Annotated in this window: 27 protein-coding genes, 1 tRNA gene and 1 pseudogene; 14 read left to right on the top strand and 15 right to left on the bottom strand. The window is 71.9% G+C overall.

The window, feature by feature from the left end; all coding sequences use genetic code 11:
• Positions 1-46: 46 nt before the first annotated feature.
• From AQJ11_RS17260 to AQJ11_RS17275, 6 genes and pseudogenes are all read right to left on the bottom strand, one after another.
• Positions 47-802 carry a class E sortase gene (locus AQJ11_RS17260; protein ID WP_014673799.1) on the bottom strand — a complete coding sequence of 252 codons (756 nt, stop codon included), beginning with the start codon at positions 800-802 and terminating at the stop codon, positions 47-49.
• A 28-nt stretch (positions 803-830) separates the two neighbouring features.
• A complete protein-coding gene (locus AQJ11_RS50385; protein ID WP_203348970.1) occupies positions 831-2,003 on the bottom strand; it encodes a class E sortase in 1,173 nt (390 codons plus the stop codon).
• A complete protein-coding gene (locus AQJ11_RS17270; protein ID WP_014673797.1) occupies positions 2,000-2,638 on the bottom strand; it encodes an aminodeoxychorismate/anthranilate synthase component II in 639 nt (212 codons plus the stop codon). The genes AQJ11_RS50385 and AQJ11_RS17270 overlap by 4 nt, the downstream gene beginning before the upstream one ends.
• A complete protein-coding gene (locus tag AQJ11_RS48255) occupies positions 2,635-2,796 on the bottom strand; it encodes a hypothetical protein (RefSeq protein WP_014673796.1) in 162 nt (53 codons plus the stop codon). The genes AQJ11_RS17270 and AQJ11_RS48255 overlap by 4 nt, the downstream gene beginning before the upstream one ends.
• Positions 2,797-2,859: 63 nt before the next feature.
• A pseudogene (locus tag AQJ11_RS51075) lies at positions 2,860-3,202 on the bottom strand (class E sortase).
• Positions 3,203-3,223: 21 nt separating this feature from the next.
• Positions 3,224-4,012: a DUF881 domain-containing protein gene (locus tag AQJ11_RS17275; RefSeq protein WP_041665372.1), complete on the bottom strand. Its 789-nt coding sequence runs from the start codon at positions 4,010-4,012 to the stop codon at positions 3,224-3,226.
• 152 nt (positions 4,013-4,164) lie between these two features.
• Between AQJ11_RS17275 and crgA the strand changes: the two genes are divergently transcribed.
• A complete protein-coding gene (gene crgA, locus AQJ11_RS17280; protein WP_014673794.1) occupies positions 4,165-4,419 on the top strand; it encodes a cell division protein CrgA in 255 nt (84 codons plus the stop codon).
• A 248-nt stretch (positions 4,420-4,667) separates the two neighbouring features.
• Here crgA and AQJ11_RS17285 read toward each other — a convergent pair whose 3' ends face one another.
• Entirely contained in the window at positions 4,668-5,555 is an 888-nt protein-coding gene (locus tag AQJ11_RS17285) for a rhomboid family intramembrane serine protease (protein ID WP_015493297.1), read from the bottom strand.
• An 85-nt stretch (positions 5,556-5,640) separates the two neighbouring features.
• The gene (locus tag AQJ11_RS17290; RefSeq protein ID WP_014673792.1) at positions 5,641-6,171 is read right to left on the bottom strand and encodes a peptidylprolyl isomerase; all 531 of its coding nucleotides are present in this window, start codon (positions 6,169-6,171) and stop codon (positions 5,641-5,643) included.
• 275 nt (positions 6,172-6,446) lie between these two features.
• Here AQJ11_RS17290 and AQJ11_RS17295 point away from each other — a divergent pair, with 275 nt between their 5' ends.
• A complete protein-coding gene (locus tag AQJ11_RS17295) occupies positions 6,447-7,148 on the top strand; it encodes a DUF5324 family protein (protein ID WP_014673791.1) in 702 nt (233 codons plus the stop codon).
• A 131-nt stretch (positions 7,149-7,279) separates the two neighbouring features.
• On the opposite strand, the gene AQJ11_RS17300 is transcribed toward AQJ11_RS17295, so the two are convergent.
• Positions 7,280-7,352: transfer RNA gene (locus tag AQJ11_RS17300), tRNA-Ala, on the bottom strand.
• 182 nt (positions 7,353-7,534) lie between these two features.
• Between AQJ11_RS17300 and AQJ11_RS17305 the strand changes: the two genes are divergently transcribed.
• Together AQJ11_RS17305 and AQJ11_RS17310 are read left to right on the top strand one after the other, a co-directional pair.
• On the top strand, positions 7,535-8,083 hold the full coding sequence (locus tag AQJ11_RS17305; RefSeq protein WP_014673790.1) for a helix-turn-helix domain-containing protein: 549 nt from the start codon (positions 7,535-7,537) through the stop codon (positions 8,081-8,083).
• 105 nt (positions 8,084-8,188) lie between these two features.
• Entirely contained in the window at positions 8,189-9,553 is a 1,365-nt protein-coding gene (locus AQJ11_RS17310) for a serine/threonine-protein kinase (protein ID WP_059263646.1), read from the top strand.
• On the opposite strand, the gene AQJ11_RS17315 is transcribed toward AQJ11_RS17310, so the two are convergent.
• On the bottom strand, positions 9,517-10,851 hold the full coding sequence (locus AQJ11_RS17315; RefSeq protein WP_059263647.1) for a hypothetical protein: 1,335 nt from the start codon (positions 10,849-10,851) through the stop codon (positions 9,517-9,519). The two genes, AQJ11_RS17310 and AQJ11_RS17315, sit on opposite strands and share 37 nt — an antisense overlap.
• A gap of 333 nt (positions 10,852-11,184) precedes the next feature.
• Entirely contained in the window at positions 11,185-11,313 is a 129-nt protein-coding gene (locus AQJ11_RS51080) for a DLW-39 family protein (protein WP_003999697.1), read from the bottom strand.
• Positions 11,314-11,567: 254 nt separating this feature from the next.
• Between AQJ11_RS51080 and AQJ11_RS17320 the strand changes: the two genes are divergently transcribed.
• Positions 11,568-11,951: a DUF6344 domain-containing protein gene (locus AQJ11_RS17320; protein ID WP_014673787.1), complete on the top strand. Its 384-nt coding sequence runs from the start codon at positions 11,568-11,570 to the stop codon at positions 11,949-11,951.
• 160 nt (positions 11,952-12,111) lie between these two features.
• Positions 12,112-12,894: a glycosyltransferase family 2 protein gene (locus AQJ11_RS17325; RefSeq protein WP_244218277.1), complete on the top strand. Its 783-nt coding sequence runs from the start codon at positions 12,112-12,114 to the stop codon at positions 12,892-12,894.
• 53 nt (positions 12,895-12,947) lie between these two features.
• Here the strand turns inward: AQJ11_RS17325 and AQJ11_RS17330 are convergent, their stop codons facing one another.
• Together AQJ11_RS17330 and AQJ11_RS17335 are read right to left on the bottom strand one after the other, a co-directional pair.
• Positions 12,948-13,148: a ferredoxin gene (locus tag AQJ11_RS17330; protein WP_059263649.1), complete on the bottom strand. Its 201-nt coding sequence runs from the start codon at positions 13,146-13,148 to the stop codon at positions 12,948-12,950.
• Positions 13,149-13,245: 97 nt separating this feature from the next.
• Positions 13,246-13,482, bottom strand: a complete 237-nt coding sequence (locus AQJ11_RS17335) for a hypothetical protein (RefSeq protein ID WP_059263650.1) — start codon at positions 13,480-13,482, stop codon at positions 13,246-13,248.
• Positions 13,483-13,860: 378 nt separating this feature from the next.
• Here AQJ11_RS17335 and AQJ11_RS17340 point away from each other — a divergent pair, with 378 nt between their 5' ends.
• The gene (locus AQJ11_RS17340; protein ID WP_059263651.1) at positions 13,861-18,258 is read left to right on the top strand and encodes an nSTAND1 domain-containing NTPase; all 4,398 of its coding nucleotides are present in this window, start codon (positions 13,861-13,863) and stop codon (positions 18,256-18,258) included.
• Positions 18,259-18,590: 332 nt separating this feature from the next.
• Here the strand turns inward: AQJ11_RS17340 and AQJ11_RS17345 are convergent, their stop codons facing one another.
• Both AQJ11_RS17345 and AQJ11_RS17350 read right to left on the bottom strand, forming a co-directional pair.
• On the bottom strand, positions 18,591-18,860 hold the full coding sequence (locus AQJ11_RS17345) for a hypothetical protein (protein ID WP_059263652.1): 270 nt from the start codon (positions 18,858-18,860) through the stop codon (positions 18,591-18,593).
• An 820-nt stretch (positions 18,861-19,680) separates the two neighbouring features.
• Complete coding sequence (locus AQJ11_RS17350) at positions 19,681-20,439, bottom strand: GntR family transcriptional regulator (protein WP_059263653.1); 759 nt, start codon at positions 20,437-20,439, stop codon at positions 19,681-19,683.
• Between the two features lie 194 nt (positions 20,440-20,633).
• Between AQJ11_RS17350 and AQJ11_RS17355 the strand changes: the two genes are divergently transcribed.
• The 7 genes from AQJ11_RS17355 to AQJ11_RS17380 all read left to right on the top strand — a co-directional run bounded on the left by AQJ11_RS17355 (position 20,634) and on the right by AQJ11_RS17380 (position 24,020).
• Positions 20,634-20,963 (top strand): SCO3933 family regulatory protein, encoded by a 330-nt coding sequence (locus AQJ11_RS17355; RefSeq protein ID WP_059263654.1) that lies wholly within the window; start codon positions 20,634-20,636, stop codon positions 20,961-20,963.
• Positions 20,964-20,965: 2 nt separating this feature from the next.
• Positions 20,966-22,306, top strand: coding sequence for an FtsK/SpoIIIE domain-containing protein (locus AQJ11_RS17360; protein WP_059263655.1), 1,341 nt, complete (start codon positions 20,966-20,968; stop codon positions 22,304-22,306).
• Positions 22,307-22,408: 102 nt separating this feature from the next.
• Positions 22,409-23,080 (top strand): DUF2637 domain-containing protein, encoded by a 672-nt coding sequence (locus AQJ11_RS17365; protein ID WP_059263656.1) that lies wholly within the window; start codon positions 22,409-22,411, stop codon positions 23,078-23,080.
• Between the two features lie 17 nt (positions 23,081-23,097).
• Complete coding sequence (locus AQJ11_RS17370; RefSeq protein WP_059263657.1) at positions 23,098-23,286, top strand: mobile element transfer protein; 189 nt, start codon at positions 23,098-23,100, stop codon at positions 23,284-23,286.
• Positions 23,287-23,300: 14 nt separating this feature from the next.
• On the top strand, positions 23,301-23,456 hold the full coding sequence (locus tag AQJ11_RS49810; RefSeq protein ID WP_167360860.1) for a hypothetical protein: 156 nt from the start codon (positions 23,301-23,303) through the stop codon (positions 23,454-23,456).
• 23 nt (positions 23,457-23,479) lie between these two features.
• Positions 23,480-23,782 (top strand): hypothetical protein, encoded by a 303-nt coding sequence (locus tag AQJ11_RS17375; protein WP_059263658.1) that lies wholly within the window; start codon positions 23,480-23,482, stop codon positions 23,780-23,782.
• Position 23,783: 1 nt separating this feature from the next.
• Positions 23,784-24,020 carry a hypothetical protein gene (locus AQJ11_RS17380; protein WP_059263659.1) on the top strand — a complete coding sequence of 79 codons (237 nt, stop codon included), beginning with the start codon at positions 23,784-23,786 and terminating at the stop codon, positions 24,018-24,020.
• Positions 24,021-24,084: the final 64 nt, after the last annotated feature.

The following is a 24,084-nucleotide window of genomic DNA, read 5'->3' on the forward strand; positions in this document are numbered from 1 at the left end:
ACGTGGGCCCCTGCCGGGACATCCCGGCAGGGGCCCACGCCCACGCTCAGCGCAGTTCCCTCGGCAACGTGCGGTCGGCGTCCACCTTCTCCACCCGGACCAGTTCCCCCCACACCACGTACCGGTAGCGGGAGGTGTAGACGGGGGTGCACGTCGTCAGGGTGATGTAGTGGCCCGGCTTCTTCCTGCCGGACTCCTTGGGGACGGCGGAGAGGACCTTGACGTTGTACTTCGAGGTCTCGGGGAGGACCGAGTAGACCTTGTAGACGTACCAGTCGTCCCGCGTCTCGAAGACGATCGGGTCGCCCTTCCTCAGCTTGTCGATGTTGTGGAACTTCGCGCCGTGCCCGTCCCGGTGGGCGGCGAGGGCGAAGTTGCCGGCCTTGCCCGTGGTGGGCAGCGTGGCCTTGACGGGGTCGGTGTAGTAGCCGGCCACACCGTCGTTGAGGACGTCCGTTCCGGTGCCCTTCTCGACCAGCACCTCTCCGTTGTGCATCGCGGGCACGTGCAGGAACCCGATGCCGTCCTTGGTGTCGAGCGCGCCGGGACCGGAGTCCTGCTGCTGCTGCTCGGCCCAGTGCTCGCGCACCTTGTCGGCCTGCCGGTCCGCCTTGCGGTCCGCTATCACGTTCGTCCACCACAGCGAGTAGACGACGAACAGGCCGAGCAGCACGCCCGCCGTGATGAGGAGTTCCCCGAAGACGCTGACCGCCAGCGCGATCCGGCCGGGGCGCCGGCGGGGAGCCGGTTCCGGTTCGGACGCGTCCGTGGTCTCTTCGGTCTCGTCGGCGGTCGCTGCCACTGTGTCCTCTGCCCTTGGTCGGTGAGCCCTACTCGATGAGCGCGTCCGGCTTGCCCTTGCTGCGGGGGCGTTCCTGGACCATCTTGCCCCAGACGATCAACCGGTACTTGCTGGTGAACTCCGGCGTGCAGGTGGTGAGGGTGATGTACCGGCCGGGCCGGGTGAAGCCGGAGCCCGGCGGGACCGGGTTCAGCACGCTGGTGTTGGACGGCGGGGTCACCGGGAGCATCGAGGTCACCTTGTACACGAAGTAGGTGTCCTGCGTCTCGACCACGACCGCGTCCCCGGCCTTGAGCCTGTTGATGTACCGGAACGGCTCGCCGTGCGTGTTGCGGTGCGCGGCGAGGCCGAAGTTGCCGGTCCTGGCGTCGGGCATCGCCGTCTTCAGCGGGGCCTCGCCGTAGTGCCCGACCATGCCCTTGTCGAGCACCCTCTTGTTGCTGACGCCCTCCGCGATGGGCGCGACCACGTCCAGCTTCGGGATGTGCAGGATGGCGAAGCCCTGCCCCGGCTCGAAGACGCCCGGATTGCGCTTGCCGTTGGCCCAGTCGTCCTGGAGCTGGTGCGTCTCGCTGCCGGCCTGCGCGTGCGCGCGGACGTTGGTCCACCACAGTTGGTAGGTGACGAACAGCAGCATCAGGACGCCGGTGGTGATGAACACCTCGCCGATCGCCCGGCTCGCCACGGTCGCCGGGCTCGGCTTGCGCAGCCGGGCCTGCCGCCGGGCCTCTACCCGGCTCAGGGGCCGCCGCGGGTCCCGGTCCGCGGGCGGCGCCGCCGGCTCACGGGCGTCCCTGGCCCCGCCGTGCCGCCCTCCACGCCGCTTGGCGGCCCTTCTCCGGGCCGCACGGCCGCCGGGGGCGACGGGGGTGGCCGAGGCGGCCGAGGAGGCTCCAGCGGCCCCCGTGCCCGACCGTGCGGCGTCGCTCTGCGCTCCGTACCCCGCCGGCCGCGGGATCCGCAGCGCCATCGTCTCCTCGTCGACGCGGGGCAGGGCTGCCGTGAGGTCCTCACCGGGAGGCGGCGGCGCCGCGAGGTCCTCCTCGGTCAGCCGGGGCATCGGAGCCGTCGGCGGATCCTGCCGCCGCCCGCCGTAGGGCCGCGTGCCACGGGGGGACTCGTACGGCCGCGCACCGCCGGAGGACTCGTACGGTCTCCCGCCGTCGTACAAGTCCTCGCGCTCGGGGCGCAGCGCGGTCACGCCGTGGCCCTGCCCACCACCGGGGCGAGCCCCGCCGACCTCGCCACGGCACCGTCGTCGCCGCACTCCGCCAGCCAGTTGGCCAGCATCCGGTGCCCGTGCTCGGTCAGCACCGACTCGGGGTGGAACTGCACGCCCTCCACCGGAAGGTCGCGGTGGCGCAGCCCCATGATGATGCCGTCGTGCGTGCGGGCGGTCACCTCCAGCTCGGCCGGGACCGTGGCCGGTTCGGCGGCCAGGGAGTGGTAGCGGGTCGCCGTGAAGGGGGAGGGCAGGCCCGCGAAGACGCCCTTGCCCTCGTGCTCGACCGGTGAGGTCTTGCCGTGCAGCAGCTCGGGCGCCCGGTCGACCACACCGCCGTACGCCACCTGCATCGACTGCATGCCGAGGCACACGCCGAAGACCGGCACCCCGGTGGCCGCGCAGTGCCGGACCATGTCCACGCACACGCCCGCCTCCTCCGGGGTCCCCGGTCCGGGCGACAGCAGCACGCCGTCGAAGCCGTCCTGGGCGTGCGAGGTCGACACCTCGTCGTTGCGCAGGACCTCACACTCCGCGCCCAGCTGGTACAGGTACTGGACGAGGTTGAAGACGAAGCTGTCGTAGTTGTCGACGACGAGAATCCGCGCACTCACTGGTTGTCCACCGTCACATCGTTGAAGGGCAGCAGCGGTTCGGCCCACGGGAAGACGTACTGGAACAGGATGTAGACCACGGCCAGGACCAGGACGAGGGAGATGAGGGCCTTCACCCACGCGTTGCCCGGCAGATGCCGCCAGATCCAGCCGTACATGCCGTCCCTTGCCGTCCCTTCCGTATCCCCTACGGCACCAGACCCACGCCGTACGTCACCAGACTAACGGCGCAGAGCCCTCGGTTCGCCTGCCTCCACAGGCTGTGTGGAATCCAGGTGCGCCCAGACGATCAGCCGGTGACTGTGCCCCCATAACAGGGTCGATCATCTCGACATCGGTCGGCACCGTTTTGCAGGGGCCTTTGTCGATCCGATACGTGAACCAGGTGCTCCCGTCCGTGAGCACCACCGCGTCACCCGGCCGGCACCGGCTTGTTCCACGTGGAACCGAAGCGCGGGACATACATGATCGCGAAGGGGGTGCCGGGGTCATACGTTCGAAGAGCACGATCAGGGTGCCGACGGTGACGCAGAGCTCGCTGACGGTCCTGGCGATCACGCGCACCGGCGGCTCCCGGGCGGACGTCTATCCCACTGGCTTCGCGTAGTGCAGATCCACTGTTCCGGAGTAGCCGGGAAGAGTCACCGTCCCGTCGTCGGTGACTTTCCAGCCGAGGCCGTAGACATTGACGTAGACCATGTAGGTCTGGATCGCCTTGCTCGCGGCGAGCGCCTGCTTCAGCCGGTCCGGGTCCCCGACCGCGGTGATCTTGTACGGCGGTGAGTAGACGCGGCCCTGGAGGATCAGGGTGTTGCCGACACAGCGCACCGCGCTGGTGGAGATCAGTCGCTGGTCCATGACCTTGATGCCCTGGGCGCCGCCCTGCCACAGCGCGTTCACCACGGCCTGGAGGTCCTGCTGGTGGATGACCAGGTAGTCGGGCTGCGGCTCGGGATAGCCGGGGAGCTTGGCGGTGGCGTTGGGCGGGGCGTCGTTCAGGGTGACGGTGACGGCCTTGCCGGTCAGCTTCTGGGTGCCCGCGCTCTTCTCCAGCCGGCCGAGGTTCTCGTCCTCGGCCTTGGTGCTGCCGTCGTCGCTCTCGGCCAGCGACTCCACGCTGTCGCGCAGGGTCGCGTTGGACTCGTCCAGCTCCTTGTTCTTGCGGCTGCGCTGCTGGATCAGGTCGGACAGCTTCAGCAGGGAGCCGTCCTGGCGGATGTCGGTGCCCTTGGCCGTGTCGAAGCTGGTGAAGAAGATGAGCCCGGCGAGCGCGAAGACGGCAGCGGTGAGGATCCGCACGGGCCGCACACGCGGTCGGCGGACGGGGCCCGGACCCGTTGATCCCGTCCCGGGGGAGTCGGCAGAATTGCTCAACGTACCCTTATCTCCTTCGGCGCCACGGAAGCACTACGCTAACGGACGCCCGGGGGAGCACACAGAGTCGTCATGTTGGCCCCTTGTACGCTGCCCCGAGCCCGACCCAGTTACCTGCGCGGCCACGCAGCGCATCGACAGGAGAGACCCTCGTGCCGAAGTCACGTATCCGCAAGAAGGCCGACTACACGCCGCCGGCGGCGAAGCAGGCGCAGGCCATCAAGCTCACCAACCGCGCATGGGTCGCGCCCGTGATGCTGGCCATGTTCCTCATCGGCCTGGCCTGGATCGTCGTCTTCTACGTGACCGACGGCTCGCTGCCGGTCGACAGCCTGGACAACTGGAACATCGTCGTCGGCTTCGGCTTCATCGCCGCCGGCTTCGGCGTCTCCACGCAGTGGAAATAGCTCTGCCCAGGGCTATCCGCCGAGTTATCCACAGGCCAGGGGTGCTGTCCACAATCCCCTGGGGAAAAGAAACTACGATCTGTGGATAACTCATCGGGCGTTGACGCCGGTGTGACTGGCCCACTGATCCCCATACATCTGTTCGCCCCCTGTCCGACCTGCGAAAACACATCCGAGCGGCAGGGGGCGCAGCTGTGTCCGCACGCCGTGCACAAGATCCGCCACAGCCTGTGGACAACGGTTCGGTATCAGGTGAGCTGAGCGGTCCTGACCAGGGCCAGCGCCACCGCCAGCACCAGGACGACGGCACAGGTGCCGTACTGCACCAGGGCCCGCTTCTCGCGCGGGGCGTGGACCATCGCGTACCCGGTCACGACCCCGGCGACGAGCCCGCCGATGTGCGCCTGCCAGGCGATGTTGCCGACCCCGAAGGTGAAGATCAGGTTGATCACCAGCAGCGCGATGACCGGGCGCATGTCGTAGTTGAGCCGGCGCATCAGCACGGCGGTCGCGCCGAAGAGGCCGAAGATCGCGCCCGAGGCGCCGAGCGAGGCGGTCTGCGGGGAGGTGAGCAGATAGGTCAGCGCGCCGCCGGCCAGCCCGGAGACGAAGTAGACCGCCAGGTAGCGGGCCCGGCCGAGGGCCGCCTCCAGCGGGCCGCCGATCCACCACAGGCTCAGCATGTTGAAGCCGATGTGCCAGTACTCCTGGTGCGCGAACATCGACGTCACGAAGCGGTACCACTCGCCGCCGGCGACGCCCGAGGTCGGCGCGAACGGCTTCGGGGGCCAGGCGCCGTAGAGCACCAGGTGGTCCAGGAGGGAGCTGTCGGCCTGGACGGCGATGAACACCGCGAGGTTGATCCCGATCAGGATCTTGGTGAGCAGGCGGGGGTCGGACGTGACCGCGCCCCCGGCGACCGTGCGCGGCCGGGACGCCGCCGGCGCGTGTCCCGTGCCCGAGCCCTCGCGGACGCAGTCCGGGCACTGGAAGCCGACCGAGGCGCTGATCATGCACTCCGGGCAGATGGGCCGCTCACAGCGGGTGCAGCGCACGCCGGTCTCGCGGTCCGGGTGCCGGTAGCACACCGGCACGCTCCGGGCGGCGTCCTGCGCGCTCCCTGCGGCCTGGTCCATCGGATCCCCTTGCTCGTCGTGTCCGTCCTGACGGTACTGCCCTGCTCCGCCCATCCTTACGGACGAGCGGCGCGTTTGGTTCCCCTCACCTCTCCCGCGTCCCCACCACCACCGTCTCGATGACGACGTCGGTCAGCGGGCGGTCGTTGCGGCCGGTGGGCACGTTCGCGATGGCGTCGACCACCTTCTGCGAGGCCGGGTCGGTGACCTCGCCGAAGATGGTGCGCTTGCCGTTCAGCCAGGTGCTCGGGGTGACGGTGATGAAGAACTGCGAGCCGTTGGTGCCCGGGCCTGCGTTGGCCATGGCCATCAGGTAGGGCGTGTCGAAGGCCAGGTCCGGACGGCACTCGTCCTCGAAGCCGTAACCGGGTCCGCCGAGGCCGTTGCCCAGGGGATCACCGCCCTGGATCATGAACCCGCTGATGACGCAGTGGAAGACCGTGCCGTCGTAGAGGGGCTTCCTGCTCCGCTCGCCGGTGCCCGGGTGGATCCATTCGCGTTCGCCGCGGGCGAGCTCGACGAAGTTTCTGACCGTGACGGGAGCGTGGAGGGGGAAGAGCCGCACCTCGATGTCGCCGAGGGTGGTCTTCAAGGTGGCATACAGCTGCTCGGCCACGATCTGCCTTCCGTCGTCGTCCGCCGCTCCGCCTTCGATCCTTCCACGGTCCCGTCCGCGCGTCGCCGGGCGGCCGTGACTTCCGCCGGGCGAGCGGCGCGCGCCGGTGATTCGTGGCAGTGTCGACCACGAGCCCCCTGTTGCCCCGGATCAGGCCGCAGGGAGCGATGGGCACCCGAATGCGCGTCCGCACATGCCCCGGCAGCCGCGGGCAGGCATGATCCGTAAAAGGGTGGAAAGTCGAAATACCGTACGCCACCGAGGAGGAGGAACCCGTGACCCGCATCGACAGCGTGCGCGCCGCGACCGGCTCGGCGAAGGACAGCGTGCTGCACGCCGCGGAAGTGGTGGCGCCCTACGCCGACACGGCCAAGGAGCGTGCCGCGTACTACGCGCAGGAGGCACGCGTACGGCTGGCGCCCGTGGTGTCGCAGGCCGCCGAACAGGCCCGCGTGCAGTACGACGCCCGGCTCGCCCCGCGCCTGGAGCAGGCCCGCACGCATGTGCCGCCGAAGGTGGACCTGGCCGCGCAGGAAGCCGCCGTCCGCACCCGCAAGGCGGCCCGGCAGGCCGCCGCCTACTCACGTCCCAAGATCGAGCATGCCGTGGCCGCGACCGCTCCGGTCCGCGACGAGGCAGCCGCGCGCGGTGCGGCGGCGCTGGCCGCGCTGCGCGGTCAGGTCTCGGCCCGGGACATCCAGAAGCTGGCCCGGCGGAACGCCCGCCGGTCCCGGGCCGGCCGCGCCCTGAAGGTGGCGGCGGTGCTGACCGCTCTGGCGGGCGGCGCCTTCGCGGCCTGGAAGTGGTGGGACAAGCAGGCCAACCCCGACTGGCTGGTCGAACCGCCCGCGGCGACGGAGGTCCCCGACGAGGGGCGCATCACGTCCGTGGACGGCAGCGAGGCCCAGGGCCTGGACCCCGAGGTCCAGGCGAAGCAGGCGGAGGAAGACGCCGTGGACCGCGACGACGAGGTCTGAGCGCCGGGCCCGCATCAGCGCACACCAGGAGACCCTTCGGCCGCGAGTGAATCGGGCCGAAGGGTCCTTCGTGCGCGCAAAAATGCCCCCTGATACTGCGTTTCCGCAGATCAGGGGGCATTTTCTTGGGGTGGAGCCTAGGGGAGTCGAACCCCTGACATCCGCCATGCAAAGACGGCGCTCTACCAACTGAGCTAAGGCCCCGGGAAGGAGCGACCGGCCGGAGGGATCACGTTCCGGCGGGCGCCGCAGACCAGAGTACCGGGTCACCCCCCGTATCCCGCAAAAAGATTGGGGGTCCCCGTGGATGACCACTCTCCGTAAGATGCTCGACGTGGTTCGCTACAGCGAACCGCGGTTTTCAGGGGAAGCGATGGGGAGACGCAATGGACGCCGCACAGCAGGAAGCCACCGCCAGAGCACGGGAGCTACAGCGGAACTGGTACGGGGAGCCGTTGGGGGCGCTCTTCCGTAAGCTCATCGACGATCTCGGGCTGAACCAGGCCCGGCTCGCGGCGGTCCTGGGCCTGTCCGCCCCGATGCTCTCGCAGCTGATGAGCGGCCAGCGCGCGAAGATCGGCAATCCGGCGGTGGTCCAGCGGGTGCAGCTGTTGCAGGAACTGGCGTCCCAGGTCGCGGACGGCAGCGTCAGCGCCGCCGAGGCGACCGAGCGGATGGACGAGATCAAGAGGTCGCAGGGGGGCTCCGTGCTCAGCAACACCACGCACACCACGAACAGTTCGGGTGCGCCCACGGTCAAGCGGGTGGTGCGCGAGATCCAGTCGCTGCTCCGCTCGGTGGCCGCCGCGGGTGACATCATCGACGCCGCGGACACCCTCGCCCCGAGCCACCCCGAACTCGCGGAGTTCCTCCGCGTCTACGGCGCCGGCCGCACCTCCGACGCCGTCGCGCACTACCAGTCCCACCAGAACTGACCGCGCCGCCGGTTCGGGACGGGGGGTCCGGGCCGGCCGGACGCGGGGTGCGCGGGGCAGGGGCGCGGGGGGCTTCGTCGGAGCAGGGGAGGAGCGGCGGCTGCCATGGGTGAGGTCTTCGCCGGCCGGTACGAGCTGGCCGACCCGATCGGACGCGGTGGCGTGGGCGCCGTGTGGCGTGCCTGGGACCACCGCCGCCGGCGGTACGTGGCCGCCAAGGTCCTCCAGCAGCGTGACGCCCACTCCCTGCTCCGCTTCGTCCGCGAGCAGGCGCTGCGCATCGACCACCCGCACGTCCTCGCCCCGGCGAGCTGGGCCGCCGACGACGACAAGGTGCTGTTCACCATGGACCTGGTCGCGGGCGGCTCCCTGGTCCACCTGGTCGGCGACTACGGCCCCCTCCCGCCGGTGTTCGTGTGCACGCTGCTGGACCAGTTGCTGTCCGGCCTCGCCGCCGTCCACGCCGAGGACGTCGTCCACCGGGACGTCAAACCCGCCAACGTGCTCCTCGAAGCCACCGGCACCGGCCGGCCCCGGCTGCGGCTGTCCGACTTCGGCATCGCCATGCGGCTCGGCGAACCCCGGCTGACGGAGACCAACCTCGTGGTGGGGACGCCCGGTTACCTCGCCCCCGAGCAGATGCTGGGCGCCGAACCCGACTTCCCGGCCGACCTGTTCGCCGCCGGCCTGGTCGCGCTGTACCTCCTCGAAGGCGCCAAGCCCGATGCCAAGGCGCTGGTGCAGTACTTCCTGGAGCACGGAACGCCCGGCCCGCCCAAGGGCATTCCGGAACCGCTGTGGCAGGTCGTCGCCACACTGCTCCAGCCCGACCCCGCGGACCGGTTCCGCACCGCCACGGGGGCGCGCAAGGCGCTCGCCGCCGCCGCCGAACTCCTGCCGGAGCCGGGCCCCGACGACGAACTCGTCGAGATCTTCGACCAACTCGGCCCGCTTCCGCCCGGGTTCGGCCCCGACGGACCCCTCCGGCGGGCTTCCGGTGTGGCGTCGGACGTGGTCGCGGGCGGGACGGACGAGTCCGGAGCGGCGGCCGATCCCCTGGGGAGCAGGGCAGTTGGGCGTGTCGACAGTGGGCCGGCCGACCCCGTTCCGGGCCCGGCGGCGGAGGGGCGCTCGGCACCCACCTCCACCGGTTCCCTCTCGGACACGGGGAGCTTCCGCCTGCCGCCGCCCCAGCAGGTCCCGGTCCACCCGCTCCCGCCCCCGGCCCCCGTGCCGGCCCCCGCTCCGGCTCCGGACCCCCGGATCGACACCGCCACCGCCGCCTACACCACCCGCGACCCACAGATTCCGCCGCCCTCACCCGCTCCCCGATCCCCTGCCCGCGCCCACGGGCGCCGGGCGCGGCGTGCGGCCCCACGGCCCGGTCCCCCGGCCCGGGCCGTGATCCCGCTCCTGCTGCTGGCGCTCGCCTGCTACGCCGTGGGTTTCTGGGCGTTGACGCGGGTGTGAGCCCGCCGGGCCGCCACCGTCCACCCGCCCAGGACCAGCAGCAGCGCGGTGCCCGTGCCGATCCCGCCGACGGCGACCAGCCGCATCACCCGGCCGTCGGCTCCACCCCCGGTGTCCCCGGTCACCGCGGCGTCCCGGTCCTCGTCGGTGACCGTGAGGAGGTCGTCCGGCACGGGCCGGCCGGCGTACGCGGGTCCCGCCTGTTGCTGTCCGCGCACCCGGACCCGCAGGGTCACCTCGAACGGCCCCGGCCCGAAGGTGTCGGCCAGCCGCGTGCTGAGGTGCAGGACCAGGTAGTACTCGCCGGCGAAGCGGACGGAGGCCACCCCGGCGGGGACGGCGTACCGGTTGGCGTACTCCACCGGCGGGAGCGGTGCGAGGGCGGCGGACCTGGGGGTGCCGGTGTAGCCGAGGGAGGCGTCGTCGACGTGGTCGCGGACGGGGTTGTAGAGGGAGAGGTTCAGGGCGCCGCCGACGTAGCCGTGGCCCGGCGCGCCGTCCAGGCCGGCGGAGGCGTGCAGTTGCCGGCCCCAGTCCAGCGGCACCTTGTAGAACCGGGTCTCGCCGGGCGTGAGACGGGTGCGCCAGATCCCCTGGCCCACCGGGCGCGCCGTGGCGAAACCGGTGCCGCCGGAGCGGTCGCGGGGGGTGCCGGTGAGGGGTTCCGGTGTGGCGGAGTCCCAGGTCCGCGGCGCGGTGGTGGGGCCGGCCTCGGCGAGGCGGGGCTCCGTGGCGGGCGCGATCTCCAGGTCCCAGGGCTCGGACCCCGCCGCCGCGCCGGAGCCCTCGGCGTCGAGGCGTTCGACGAGCAGGTAGTACGTCCCCGCGCCCTGGCACAGCGCCTTGCCGGCCTCGCGCTGGGCCAGGGCCGTGACCGGGCGCGGGCTGAGCCCGGCGCCGATGCGGGCGGAGGCGTAGAAGCACGAGGCGCCGTTGGCGTCCCGGAGCGAGACGCGGATGCCGTCGGTGGCGGAGACGGTGGCGTCCGCCGGTGGTACGGCGGTGACGGGGACGTACGCCGTGTCCGCGGCGGTCAGGCGCAAGCGGTAGTAGAGCCTGCCGTTGCGGGGCAGTGAACTGCGGTAGGTGTGGCGGGGGTCGAGCAGGGCGGCGTCCGTGGTGCCCTTCGTGCCCGCGACGGTCCGGGCGCCGGGGGTGAAGGCGTACGACCCCGGGCGCGCGTCGGCGGCGGTCCCGGCCGGCACAGCGGGGGCGGGGGTCGGCGTGGCGAGGGCCGCGGAGAGTCCCAGCAGCAGGCCGATCACGGCACCCCGGGCGAGGACGGCCCGCCGCCGCACCCGCGCCCGACACGCCGCCGGCCACCCGGCCGACCCGGCCCCCGCCGCCGTACCGCCCCCTCGGCCCCGCACGCGCCACACCCCCAGTCGTCGGACGGCCGCACCGGACCGGCGGACCGCAGGCCCATCCTGCCCCGGCCGCCGCTGCGCCATCCGGGCAACGCGTACGCCCGTCCGAAACGCGCGGCACCGTCCGGTCCCTGCCGCCCCGCCCCGTTTACCGCACCCGCCGGGACCCCGCAACACGAAGCAGGGGGCCGCGCGGCACGGCCGGGAAACACGAAACCCCGACCGCGCAGGCGGCCGGGGTCGGTACAGATCGGGTATCGGGACTCACGAACCCGTGGGCACGGAGTCAGTCGCCTCCGTCCACAGATCCTGCTCGGCGCGATCCGCCTGGATCTGGCGGTACACGAGGAGCCCGCCGATGGCGGCCAGTGCGACCAGGAGCAGCTTCTTCACCGCGCGACCTCGTCTTTCCTTGACGTAGGGGACCTCTGGCGCCCGACTATACACACCGACCGATATCGATCGGTGACCTGCGTCGGGGCCCGGTTGCCGCCTCGGCAGCGGCAGAGGTTCCCCGCCCCCGTGCACCCGTCCGAGTGGTGTTGATCTGAACATCGACGCGCCACGGGCGTCGGTCCACCACTTCCCGGCCCACATACACATCATGAGGAAAGTACGCAAATCGCCCAACCCGAAAGTGAGGGGCCATGACCGCCCAGAACAAGGTCATGAAGCTGTGGACCGCCATCGTCACCGCCTTCCTCGCGCTGTGCACGGCGCTCGGACTCGTCTCCGCCACCGCCACGACCGCCGCCGCGGCCGCACCCCGGACCGAGACCCCGAGCACCGGCACCGGCACCGCGCACCGCACCACCCCGACGATCCCGGCGATGCGCCACTGGGCCTGGTCCCATGCCAGGGCCCTGCCCCCCACGATGAAGCAGCGGATCCGGGCCGAGGCCCACGGCAAGACGCCGAGCTGCCGGCACCGCCCCCTCGACGGAACACAGACGGAATCGCAGCCGCGGGTACCGGAGCAGACGGAGCCCAGCTCCCACGACCAGCACCTCTCGGACTCCCTCGACTGCTGATCCCTCCTCCGCCGCAGTACCGCAACGTCTCGACCGCACGGCGACTTGCGTACGCACCAGTCGACACGAACAGACCCCCGGCCGGGTTCGGCCGGGGGTCTCGCGCGTTTCCCGGTAGGCCATCCTCGTACGGCAACGACCCGCACCCCACGGAAAGGTGGTGAGCGCTGCCGTGAACCGGCGCGTCACCGTAGTCACCGCTGTCCACGGCCCGTCCGCCCGGTTCCTGGCGGACGCGTACAGATCGCTGTGCGCACAGCGGCTGCCCGCCGGCTGGGAGTGGGAGTGGCTCGTCCAGGAGGACGGCACGACGGACGCGGTCCGCCCGCACGTCCCGGACGACGCCCGCGTGAGCTTCCGCCAGGGCCGGCCGGGCGGGCCCGGGGTCGCCCGGACGATCGCGCTGGCGCGCGCCGGGGGCGCGTACGTCAAGGTGCTCGACGCCGACGACCAGCTCATGCCGGGCGCGCTCGCCCGCGACCTGGCCGTGCTGGAGGCGGACCACACCGTCGGCTGGACGACGTGCCGTGTCCTCGACCTGCTGCCCGACGGCTCCACGGCCGCCTTCCCCGGTGATCCCGACGAAGGCCCGATCGAGCGCGGCACCGTCCTCGACCACTGGAAGCGGAACGACTTCCTGGCCCCGGTCCACCCGGCGGGCCTGTGCGTGCGGCGGGAGCTGCTCACCGCGCTGGGCGGCTGGATGGCGCTGCCGGCCTCGGAGGACACCGGCCTGCTGCTGGCGCTGGACGCGGTGAGCCGCGGCTGGTTCTCGGCGGAGCCCGGTCTGCTGTACCGCAAGTGGGAGGGTCAGGTCACGGGACAGGCGGCCCATGCCGACCCCGCCGAGCGCGCGGCCCGCATGGCCGTCGCGGAGGCCCGGGCGCGCGCGCTCGCCGCCTTCGGCTGGACCTATCCGCCGGCTCCTTCCGCCGCTCGCTGAGGTCGGCCGTAGTACTGGGTGAGGCGGGCCCGTACAGGTGTGGAGGGCCCGTACTACTCGGTGAGGACGATCGCCTGCGACGGGCACTTCTCGGTGGCCTCCAGGACCGCCTCCCGGACCCGCGGGTCCTCGGCCGCGTCCGCTCCGCCGGGCCGTACGACGCCGTACCCGTCCTCGAACGCGAACACGGCCGGCGCCCGGTGCGCGCACTCGGCGGAGCCGTAGCACAGGGAGCGGTCGACGGAGACCTTCATCTGTCCTCCAGTCGTGGGCGGAGACCTTCCGGCGGTCCTCAGCACGTCACTGCCCGGCCGCGCGCCTGCCGAACCGGACCACCGGGCCGGCTCGCGACTACCGCTGCCCGCCCGCCGCCGCCGGCCGGTGGGCCACCCGGCGGACGGTCGGTTCGTCGAGCCGGTCGGCCAGGGCGCGGACCGCCTCGTCGTCCCCGGGGCCCAGGTCGTACAGGCCCGCCTTGCCCAGCCCGGCCATCAGCACCTGGTGCCGGCGGTCCGTCACGGGAACGGCGGGCGAGCCGAACCGTAGCTGGCGGAGGGTCGGATAGCCAGGTTCCCGCCCGCTCGGCACCGGTCCCTCCCCTCGTGGGGACCGGTGCCGAACGGTGCGGGGCTGTCGACCCGCGCCAAGTCGGCGAAGCGGCGCGGGTCGAAGAACGGGGACGGCTTCCGGGACTGCGCGCGGGTCGGCGCGGGTCGGCGCGGCGCGATGCGAGGTCGCCGACTTTGACCGAGAACGTTCGGTGCCATGGGCTGTCTCTCCGAGCGCTGGGCCGGTGGCCTGTCCGGACGGTGTGTGACGGGTCCGCTACCGGGTTCGGATCCTGCCATCTGTCACCGCCGAGGAGGAGGTTCCGGTCTCCGGTCCGGCCCTTAACCGCAGGTCAGGCGTATAAGGTGAGTTTTCCGGTCCGGACGTCACACGCGGAGGAAAGTGAGGGGTGGGACCTTGAGTTCCGACTCAGGGGCACGCACAGCCTTCGCCGAGCGCCTCGCGCTGCTGTACAAGGAGGCCGGAAATCCTCCCCTCAAGAGCGTCTCCGAAGCGGTCGCACGGCTCCAGCGGATCGATGAGCGCGGCCGGCCGGTACGGGTGTCCGCGCAGCGGATCAGCGACTGGCGCCGGGCCAGGAACGTACCGGCCCAGTTCGCCGCCCTCGCGGCGGTCCTGCACATCCTGATCCCGGAGGCGCGGCGGCTGCGTCCCGCACCGGTCTCCGCCGGCCTGTACGACCTCGCCCACTGGCAGCGGCTGTGGGAGCTGGCGGTGGCCGGACCGGCCGGCGACCGGCCCGCGCCGCCCTCGGAGGAGAACCGGCGGCCACCGGCCCAGGCCCCGCCCGTCGCCGGTGGCGTGTGTCCGTACCGAGGGCTGGCCCCGTACCGGCGGGAGGACGCCCGGTGGTTCTTCGGCCGGGAGCGGAGCACGAAGGCCCTGGTCGACCAGCTCCGCGCGGCCGACCGGTCCGGCGGTCTGGTCATGCTGGTCGGCGCCTCGGGAGCCGGAAAGTCCTCCCTGCTGAACGCCGGCCTGGTCCCGGCGATCCGGGGCGGGGCCCTGGGAGCGGGGGTGTACGGCGGGACCGGGGACGCCGGTGCGGGGGCTTACGGCACGGGGGCTCATGGCGGGGCCGGGAACACGGGCGCGGGCACGGGGGTTCAGGCTGGGAACGCGGGCGCGGGCGGCAAGGGGGCGGCAGCCGACGGGACGGTCTCTCCCCGGCAGGAGACGGCCCCTCCCCGGCAGGAGACGGCCCCTCCCCGGCAGGAGACGGTCCCTCCCCGGCAGGAGGAGGCGCCCACCGGAGAGGCCCCCGCCCAGCTCCCCGCGTCTCCGCCCCCGGTCGACCACTCCGGCCAGCCCGCCGACCGCCCGGGTGCCCCTTCCTCCGACGACCCCGGCGGCCCTTCCTCCGATGCCCCCGCCGACCATCCCGCCGATCCGCCCGGCCCCGTCCTCCAGTTGGTCCCGGGTGCCGATCCGCTGGGTGAGCTGGTCCGCCGTGTCCCCGGTCTCGCCGCCGTCGCCGCCGACGCCCGCAGGGCCGAGCGGGAGGCGGCGCGGAACCCGGCGCTGCCGGGCTGCGACGCCCCGCACATCTCCCGGGCGGTACGCGAGGCGGTCGCGGCCTGGGCGGACCGCGCGACGGGCCCGGACGACCGGCCGGTCGTCATCGTGGACCAGTTCGAGGAGGCGTTCACCCTCTGCGCCGACGAGGTGGACCGGCGCGTCTTCATCCACTTCCTGCACGCCGCCTGCACCCCGCCCCCCGGCGCCGCCGGACCCGCGCCCGTCCGGGTCGTCCTCGGCATCCGCGCCGACTTCTACGAGCAGTGCCTCGGCTACCCGGAACTGGCCGACGCGCTCCAGCACCGGCACATGGTGCTCGGCCCGCTGACCAGCACCGAACTGCGCGAGGCGGTGACCGGTCCGGCCAAGGCGGTGGGGCTGGAGCTGGAGCCGGGCCTCGCCGAGCTGATCGTGCGCGAGGTGAGCGCCGACGGCCCGCGCGGCGCGCACGACGCGGGCGTGCTGCCGCTGCTCTCGCACGCCCTGCTGGCCACCTGGCAGCGCCGGAAGGCCGGCCGGCTGACACTGGCCGGCTACCGCGCGGCCGGCGGCATCCAGGGCGCGGTCGCGGCGACCGCCGAGCGCGCCTGGTCCGGGCTGGACCCGGCGGCCCGTGCCGCCGCCCGGCTGCTCCTGCTGCGGCTGGTCCGGCTGGGCGAGGACACCCAGGCCACGCGCCGGCGCGGCACCCGGCGGCAGCTGGCGGAGGAGTCGTCGGACCCCGGCAAGACGGAGGAGTCGCTGGAGGCCCTGGTGCGGGCCCGGCTGGTGACGCTGGACGCGGACACCGTGGAGATCACCCACGAGGCGCTGCTGCACGCCTGGCCCCGGCTGCGGCACTGGATCGACGAGGGCCGGGGCGACCACCTGCTGCGCCAGCGGCTGGAGGAGGACGGCCGGGCCTGGGAGGACTCGGGCCGGGACAGCTCGCTGCTGTACCGGGGGTCGCGGCTGGAGCAGGCCCGCGGCTGGGCCCGGTCGGCCGGGGACACGTACCTGACCCGGAGCGCGGTGGAGTTCCTGGCGGCCTCGGTGCGGCTGCGCAAGCGCTCGGTGTGGCTGAGCCGGGCCGCGGTGGCGGCGCTGGTGGCGCTGGCCGTGCTCGCGGCCGGTACGGCGGTGATCGCCTGGAAGCAGCGGGACGACGCCGTGTTCGAGCAGGTGCTCGCCGAGGCCGACCGGGTCCAGCACACCGACCCGTCCCTGGCCGCCCAGCTCGACCTGGTCGCGCACCAGCTCCGCCCCGACGACGAGGGCACGTACAGCCGTCTGATCTCGATCGTGAACGCGCCGCTGGCCACCCCGCTGTCCGGCCACACCGGCGCCGTCTACCTCACCTCCTTCAGCCCGGACGGCGACACGCTGGCGACGGCCGGCTACGACCGCACGGTCCGGCTGTGGGACGTGACCGACCCGCACCGCCCGGCCCCGCTCGGCGCGCCCCTGACCGGTCACACCAGCTGGGTGAGCAGTGCCGTCTTCAGCCCGGACGGCCGCACCCTGGCCAGCGCCGGCGACGACGGCACGGTCCGGCTGTGGGACGTGTCCGACCCCGCGCACGCCCGCCCGCTGGGCACGCCGCTCGCCGGCCGCCAGGGCACGATCTACCTGGTCGCCTTCAGTCCCGACGGGCGCACGCTGGCCACGGCCGGCGAGGACCGTACCGTGCGGCTGTGGGACATCACCGACCCGCGCCGGCCCGGCGCCCTCGCCACCCTGCGCGGGCACGGCGCCGCGGTGCGCTGTGTGGCGTTCGCCCCGGACGGGCGGACGCTCGCTACGGGCGGCGACGACGACACGATCCGGCTGTGGGACCTCTCCGCGCCACGCCGGCCGGAGCCGGTCAGGACACTGCGGGGGCACACCGACCTCGTGCACTCGGTGGCCTTCAGCCCCGACGGGCGCACCCTGGCCAGCGGCAGCGCGGACGACACCATCCGGCTGTGGGACGTGGCCGACCCCGCCCGCGCCGCGGCGGTCGGCTCGCCGCTGACCGGCCACACCGGCCCGGTCTGGTCGGTGGCGTTCAGCCCGGACGGCGTCCGGCTCGCCGCCGCGAGCGCGGACAGCACGGCGAGCCTGTGGAACGTCAGCGACCCGGGCTCCCCGTCCCAGGTCGGCGAGCCGCTGGCGGGCAGCAGCGGGGAGATGTACGCCCTGGGGTTCCGCCCGGACGGCCGTACCCTCGCCACCGGCAGCGGGGACGGCAAGGTGCGCCTGTGGTCGGTCCCGACCTCGGACATGATCGGCCGGAGCGGAGCGTTCCGCCCGGACGGCCGGGTGCTGGCCACGGCCGCCCGGGACGGCAGGCTGCGGCTGTGGAACGTGACGCGGCCCGGCCGGCCCGTCCTGCTCGGGGAGCCGTTCATGCGGGCCGACGGCGACCAGCGCTCCCTGATGTTCTCCCCCGACGGCCGCACGCTCGCCGTCCTCACCGGCGTCCGGACGGTCCACCTGTGGAACGTCACCGATCCCGCCCACCCGGTCGCCGCCGGCCCGCCGCTGCACCTGCGCACCCGCTTCATGGGCTCCGACGCGCTCGCCTACAGCCCGGACGGCCGCACCCTGGCCACCGCCTACGACGACCGCACCGTCCAGCTGTGGGACGTGACCGACCCGGGCCGCCCGGCCCCGCTCGGCAGCCCCCTCACCGGCCACCGGGGCTACATCAACAGCCTCGTCTTCAGCCCGGACGGCCACACGCTGGCCAGCGGCAGCGCGGACAGCACGATCCGGCTGTGGAACGTGACCGACCCCGCGCACACCCGCCCGCTGGGCACGCCGCTCACCGACCACTCCGGCCCGGTCAACGCGCTCGCCTTCGGTCCGGACGGCCACACGCTGGCCAGCGGCAGCGACGACGACACGGTCCGGCTGTGGAACACCGCCGACCCCGCGCACGCCGCACTCCTGGGCAAGCCGCTCACCGGCCACACCGAGGCGGTCACGTCCCTGACGTTCAGCGCCGGCGGCGACACCCTGGCCAGCGGCGGCAGCGACAACACGGTCCGCCTGTGGAACGTCGCCGACCCCGCCTCGGCGACCCCCATCGGCCAGTCGATGAGCCCCAACGCCAAGACGGGCAACTTCCTCATCTTCAGCCCCGAGAGCCACGTCCTGGGCGTCTCCAGCGGCGCCGACACGGTCCGGCTGTGGAGCCTGGACGCCGACACGGCGATCCGGCACATCTGCTCGGTCACCCGAGGCGTCCTGACCCCCCAGCGCTGGCACGAGTACCTGCCACGCCTGGGCTACGACCCCCCGTGCGGTCGATGATCGGCCAACCTGTGGGATTCCCCCCGTACTTGGCCCCACACAACCGACAACCTTGTTACCCTTGGCCATAGCCCGATCGCTGGTGCATCCCCCGTCGCCAGCGGTCGGGCCTTTTTCTTCCCCCGGACCCCACCACCCCCGAACAGCAGAAGACCCCCGGCCCTGCTGGACCGGGGGTCTTCTCGCTGGTGGGGCTAACAGGATTTGAACCTGTGGCCTCATCCTTATCAGGTCGATCACGGCCCCCGGGTAGGTGGAGAGATCCAAGCCGGGCGACGGTCTATCGACCGCTGGGGGCCGTTCGCGTTCCTTGGCGTTCGCCGCTGTTGGTGTCAGCTACTGGTGTCAGGCGCACCGACGGGCTTGACACGCCGCTGCGGAAGCCAATCGGCGAGCGCTTTCACGACGACCAGAACGGTCACCGCGACGACCAGCCATGTCGCCTGACGCAGAGCACCGGTCATCGTGTCGCCGTTGATCACGCACGCCATGATCACAGCCAGCGGGATCGTGATTTTCTTGCAGCTGTCAGTCCCACGTGCGACAGTTTCAAGCAGGTGGGTGTCGAGCACCGACAGTCCGCCAAGGCCCGGGATGGGCATACGTCCTCCTTGGTTGCCAGAAGGGCGCGCCCGGATCCTCTTCCCAAAGGCGGGCGCGTCCTTCGGTGTTGATGCTCCAACGGTATGGCACGACGCTGACACGTTGGTCCGCTCAGTCCTCGTCTCGCTAATGTCGAGGAACTCGTCGTCCACGTACAGGATGTCGTGTCCGATGCCCCACGGACCGCTTGCCCAGGTTCACAGTGACCTGCGGAAACGCACCGCTATATCACACCCTACTGACAATGACGGCGCCCAAACGACCTGCAAATCTCGTGTCACACGCCCAATTGCGCAACATGTCCGTATTTTTTGAGTGACTGGGATCACAAAAATAATCGAGGGGTCTGGCGGCCTCGTATCCTCGCCCACCACTCACCCCAGCTCCCATCCCGTCCGCCGTCGACCCACACACCGTGGAGCGGGCGTGGTTCATGGCGTCCAGGTGGAGCGCGCCACTGTACGAACGACCTGGACGCCATGGGCCGCGTCTGCTCGGCTCTGCCTGGGTCGGCGGTGGACGGGATGGGAGCTCCCCGCGCACGCCACTACGGGCCCGCGGTCGGGAACGGCGCCCCCTCCATCCCGGTGCCGGCCGATCCCCCGCCGGAGGCATTGTCTTGACCGTAGGCCGCTCTATGCGGTGCTCGCCTCATGGCCGCCGGCCCTATCCACCAGTGGGCGCGCGTCGGCACAGCGTGCGCGGAGCGGGCCGAAGGCAGGAGCGCAGCGCGCAGCGGAGCCGGGAAGCGCGCCCGGCGGAGCGGAGCGCAGCCGGGTGCCTTGATGAGGTAGAGAAACCTGTAACAGCTCGCGTGGGCTACGCGTCGAAGTCATACTCCAGGACGTAGGAGGCGGCATCGAGCGTCATCTCGTTGATCTCGACGGGGCGCCCCTCGTCCGCGAACGCGGTCCGGCAGATGAGGATGACCGGCGTGCCGGCGGAGATGCTCAGTTGATCCGCTTCGCCCTTCGTAGGCATGCGGGAGCGGATCTCTTCGCGGAAGTGGACGGGCTTGTAACCGAGTTCGGCGAGTCGGGCGTACGTTCCGCCGGGTCCAGTGTCCTCCTGCGTGATCGCAGACCCGGCAACCACCGAGGTGGGCAGATAGCTGGTCGCCAGAAGGACGGGCTTCCCGTCCAGGACGAACCGCCGCCGGCGCACGCACACGGTGTCCCCGTCCCCAAGCTCCAGGACGGCCCCGATCCCCTCAGGTGCCTCTTCCTCCGACACTGTGACCTGGTCGACCGCGAGGGTGCGGTTCTCGATGTCGGCAGACCAGATCGAGCGCCCGCTACCCCACTGTTCCTGCGAGAGGCGCTGGATACCTCGGCGCCGCAACGGGCGAAAGGCTCGGACGAAGACGCCGGCGCCCTTTCGGGACTCGGCCACCCCTTCGTCCTTCAGCACGCTAAGTGCCTGGCGAGCTGTCATGCGTGCCACGCCATGCGTGGCCATCAACTCGTTCTCCCCTGGAAGCCGATCACCGGGACCGTACGTGCCGGACTGGATCGCTTCCCGTAGAGAGTCCGCGATCCGCTGGTACTTCGGCCGACGGTCATCGTCGGTGCTGGCCATTCGGGAGCCCTCCTCTCTTCTCTAGACATCCCACTCTAGGGCAACAGTTGTTGCCCTGCCCCTTGCGTGTAGCCCACACCCGCACCTTTCAACGTCTCTATACATCCCTCTTGACGTCTCTAGAGAGGTACTGTTCTATGGAGATGTCTAGAGAGGTCACATCGGGAGACCTCCCCAGAACGAGGGATGCACTCATGCCGTCTTTCAAGATCGACCTGTCGTCCGCCGTGGTGTTCGTGGCGACCGCGCCGACGCCGAAGCTGGCCAACGCCAAGACCGGTGAGCGCGCGATGGACCGCGAGACCGGCGCCCCGCTGTCGACCGTGGGCCTGCTGGTCTCCGACGAGGGCGAGGGGAACCTGTACCAGGTGACCATCCCGGAGACGGGTTACCAGGGGGACCTGGTGCCGGGCATGCCGGTCAAGGTCATCGGGCTGAAGGCCCGTGACTGGGAGAACGAGTTCAACGGGCAGAAGCGGCACGGCATCTCGTTCCGCGCGGTCGCGATCACCCCGGCGGCCTGACCATGACCGACGTGACGATGTGGCTGGAGGCCACGGCCGGCTTAACCGCCGCCGGCGGCGTCAGCTACGCGAAGGTGCGGGCGCCGCGCGCGTACTGGGCGCTGGTGGGTCTGCCGGCGACGCTGACCCGGTTCGGGTTCTCGTACCGGTCCACGATGGACGTGTGCGGGCTGACGGTGCAGCCGTCGGGTCTGCGGGCGTTCATGACCCGCAACCTTGCTCGCCGTGAGGTGCAGCCGGTTCCGCCGAAGATCCGCCGGGTGCGGGGCACGTCGACCGGGCTGCGGGTGAGCCTGCGGCTTCCGGCCGGCCTGGAGCCCGCCGACGTGGCCGCCGCCTCGGAACGGCTGCGGCATGCCTGGGGTGTGCACTCGGTGACCGTGGTGGAGACAAAGCCGGGTTTCGTTGAGCTGCGGATGACCGGGTATGACGTGCTGCGCCGGGTCCGGATGCCGCGTAAGGCGGTGCCGCACGACATGATCGTGCCGGTGGCCCTGCGGGAGGACGGGACTGCTTTCGAGCGGGATTACCGCAAGGCCCCGATGGCGCTCACCCTGGGCGCGAACCTGTCGGGGAAGTCCATGTTCCAGCGCAACCTGATCAAGGGCTTGGCTCAGCTCCCGGTCGCGCTGGTGGGGGTGGACTGCAAGCGTGGGGTCGAGCAGTCCCGCTACGCGCCACGCCTGTCGGCCCTGGTCACCACCCCGGATGATGCTGCGTCCCTGTTCGGCATCCTGGTGGCGGAGATGGAGGACCGCTTCGACCTGCTGAGCAAGCACGGCGTCGCCGACATCTGGGAACTGCCCGAAGAGCTGCGGCCGGTGCCGGTGGTGGTCCTAGTGGATGAGGTCGCGGAACTGTTCCTGATCTCCTCACGCAAGGATGAGGAGCGGCGGGAGCGGATCGTGACCGCGTTGATCCGGCTGGCGCAGATGGCTCGCGCGGTCGGGATCTACCTGGAGATCTGCGGGCAGCGGTTCGGCTCCGACCTGGGCAAGGGCGCCACCATGCTCCGCGCCCAGCTCACCGGCCGTGTCGTGCACCGCGTCAACGACAAGCAGACCGCCGAAATGGGCCTGGCTGATGTCGCCCCGGATGCGGTGCCGGCCGCGAGCCTGATCCAGATGGACCGGCCCGGTACCGCCGTCGCTGCGGACACCTCCGGCGGCTGGTCGAAGATCCGCACCCCGGCCGTCACGCAGGAAGAAGTGGTGACGGTCTGCCGGGCCTTCGCCCACCTGGTCCCGGACCTGCCGTTCCTCGACCCGTTCCGCCCCTACGTGCCCGTCCAGGCGTCGGCGGAGGGCCCGTCGCTGGTCAAGCCGCGACCGGTCACCGAGTAACCAACCCCTGTTCCACGGTCGGCGCGACCGCTCCCGCGCCAGGTCCCTACCCCATCCATGCCTGATCTCCGGGCTCGACTCCTGTGAAGGGAGGTGTTCTCCATGCCTCGCTCGTCCCTCCGCCCGGATGCCGTGCTCGTGCAGGCCGTAATTGCTGGTGCGCTGTCCTTCGCTCACCTGCACGACCTGGCCGAAGCGGCCGGTCAGTCCGGGTGGAAGGCCTGGGCCTACCCGGTCTCCGTCGACCTGCTGCTGGTCGCCGCATGGCGTCGGCTGCGCAACGCCCGGCGTGACCGCTCGGCCTGGACCTGGTTCGTCATCGCTCTGGGCGCCTCGCTCGGCGCGAACATCGCCACCGCCGGACTCCTTGACCTCGGCAACGTCCCGGCCTGGCTGCGCATCCTCGTGGCTGGCTGGCCTGCCCTGGCCTTCCTCGGCGGAACCCTGCTCGTCCACTCACCCACCACCCCGCCCCCGGCTGAGCCGGAAACCGAGGAACCCGTCGTGCCGGAAGTCGCCGTCCACCGCGCCGACGAACCCGCACCTGCGCCGGCTCCCGAACTGGCTCCCGCGCCCGCGCCAGAACCGGCCCCGGTGAAGCCCGCGGCTTCCGCCCCGGTCATCCCGGCGGCGCTGCTGGACCACGCCCGCAAGCTCGCCGAATCCCACCGGGCCTCCACCGGCTCCTCGATGCCCGCCGACGTGCTCGCCGCCCGCCTCGGCCTGCCCCAGGACATGACCCGCACCATCACCGATCAACTCCAACTCGCCTGACCCGAAGGGAATCGCCCGTGACCGTCCACCGCTGCTTCCGTGACGTGGTCCGCATCGGCCCCGTCCAGGTCGCCACCTCCTACGACGGCCGTGGCCGCGACAAGCACACCGCCGCCTGCACCGCCCCGCGCTGCGGCTTCTCCGCCGACTACGACAGCCGCGCCGCCGCCGAACTCGCCGCCCGCACCCACCGCTGCAAGTCCTGAAAGGAGACCTGGTCATGGACGTTCCGCTCTGGCTCGCCGTCGCCGCGATCAGCTACCTCGGCGTCAAGCACGTCCGCCCGCCGTGGTGGCTCGTGGCCCTGCTCCTCCTCGGCGGCTACCTCGTCGCCCACAGCTTCCTCGGCCCCGTCGTCGCCTCCCTCGTCAACTAACCCAACCGAAAGGGCAACCCGCCGTGTTCACCCCGAAGTACCCGCCCCAGGACACCGCCCCGCCAGCCACCATCCAGCCGCAGACCAGCACCCCGGCGCCGGCCGAACAGGCCCCGGTCGCCCCGGCGGCCCCGGTTTCGAACCGGCCGACCGTCCAGCTCACCCCCGGCACCGCGCTCGCCCTCGTCGGCGGCGGCACGGCCGTCGTCCTGGTCGTCGGCGCGGTCCTGGTCTCCATGCTCCTCGCGGTCGCCATCACCGCCACCTCCGTGGCCGTGTGCGCCGTCGTCCTCCGCTCGATCCTGAACGCCGAAAGGAAGCGCTGACATGGGCATCTTCAGCCGCAAGAACAACACCCCGGAACCCGCCCGCAACGAGGAGATGGTCGAACTCGGCCGCGAGTACGCCATCGCCCGCCGCCACCGCGACACCAGGGCCATGAACCGGATCATGCGCCAGATCGGCACCGACAAGGACGTGACCGACCTGAGCGACTTCCGCGCCGGCCAGGAGTCCTACGACTCCATTCCGCCCATCCCACGCGGTCGCAACCGCCGCCGCTGACGGCCCCCGGGGCGGCCTCGGTCGCCAAACTTCCGCCGCCCCGGGCGCCTGCATCTCTTCCAGA

The organism is Streptomyces corchorusii (genome assembly GCF_001514055.1).
GTDB classification, from domain to species: Bacteria; Actinomycetota; Actinomycetes; order Streptomycetales; family Streptomycetaceae; genus Streptomyces; species Streptomyces olivaceoviridis.

What these genes read in the sequence shown, in the direction of transcription:
- AQJ11_RS48255 (WP_014673796.1), bottom strand. Translation starts at nt 2,796, where the DNA reads ATGTACGGCTGGATCTGGCGGCATCTGCCGGGCAACGCGTGGGTGAAG.
- AQJ11_RS17285 (WP_015493297.1), bottom strand. Translation starts at nt 5,555, where the DNA reads ATGGACCAGGCCGCAGGGAGCGCGCAGGACGCCGCCCGGAGCGTGCCG.
- AQJ11_RS17305 (WP_014673790.1), top strand. Translation starts at nt 7,535, where the DNA reads ATGGACGCCGCACAGCAGGAAGCCACCGCCAGAGCACGGGAGCTACAG.
- AQJ11_RS17310 (WP_059263646.1), top strand. Translation starts at nt 8,189, where the DNA reads ATGGGTGAGGTCTTCGCCGGCCGGTACGAGCTGGCCGACCCGATCGGA.
- AQJ11_RS17320 (WP_014673787.1), top strand. Translation starts at nt 11,568, where the DNA reads ATGACCGCCCAGAACAAGGTCATGAAGCTGTGGACCGCCATCGTCACC.
- AQJ11_RS17330 (WP_059263649.1), bottom strand. Translation starts at nt 13,148, where the DNA reads ATGAAGGTCTCCGTCGACCGCTCCCTGTGCTACGGCTCCGCCGAGTGC.
- AQJ11_RS17345 (WP_059263652.1), bottom strand. Translation starts at nt 18,860, where the DNA reads ATGCCCATCCCGGGCCTTGGCGGACTGTCGGTGCTCGACACCCACCTG.
- AQJ11_RS17350 (WP_059263653.1), bottom strand. Translation starts at nt 20,439, where the DNA reads ATGGCCAGCACCGACGATGACCGTCGGCCGAAGTACCAGCGGATCGCG.
- AQJ11_RS17355 (WP_059263654.1), top strand. Translation starts at nt 20,634, where the DNA reads ATGCCGTCTTTCAAGATCGACCTGTCGTCCGCCGTGGTGTTCGTGGCG.
- AQJ11_RS17360 (WP_059263655.1), top strand. Translation starts at nt 20,966, where the DNA reads ATGACCGACGTGACGATGTGGCTGGAGGCCACGGCCGGCTTAACCGCC.
- AQJ11_RS17365 (WP_059263656.1), top strand. Translation starts at nt 22,409, where the DNA reads ATGCCTCGCTCGTCCCTCCGCCCGGATGCCGTGCTCGTGCAGGCCGTA.
- AQJ11_RS49810 (WP_167360860.1), top strand. Translation starts at nt 23,301, where the DNA reads ATGGACGTTCCGCTCTGGCTCGCCGTCGCCGCGATCAGCTACCTCGGC.
- AQJ11_RS17380 (WP_059263659.1), top strand. Translation starts at nt 23,784, where the DNA reads ATGGGCATCTTCAGCCGCAAGAACAACACCCCGGAACCCGCCCGCAAC.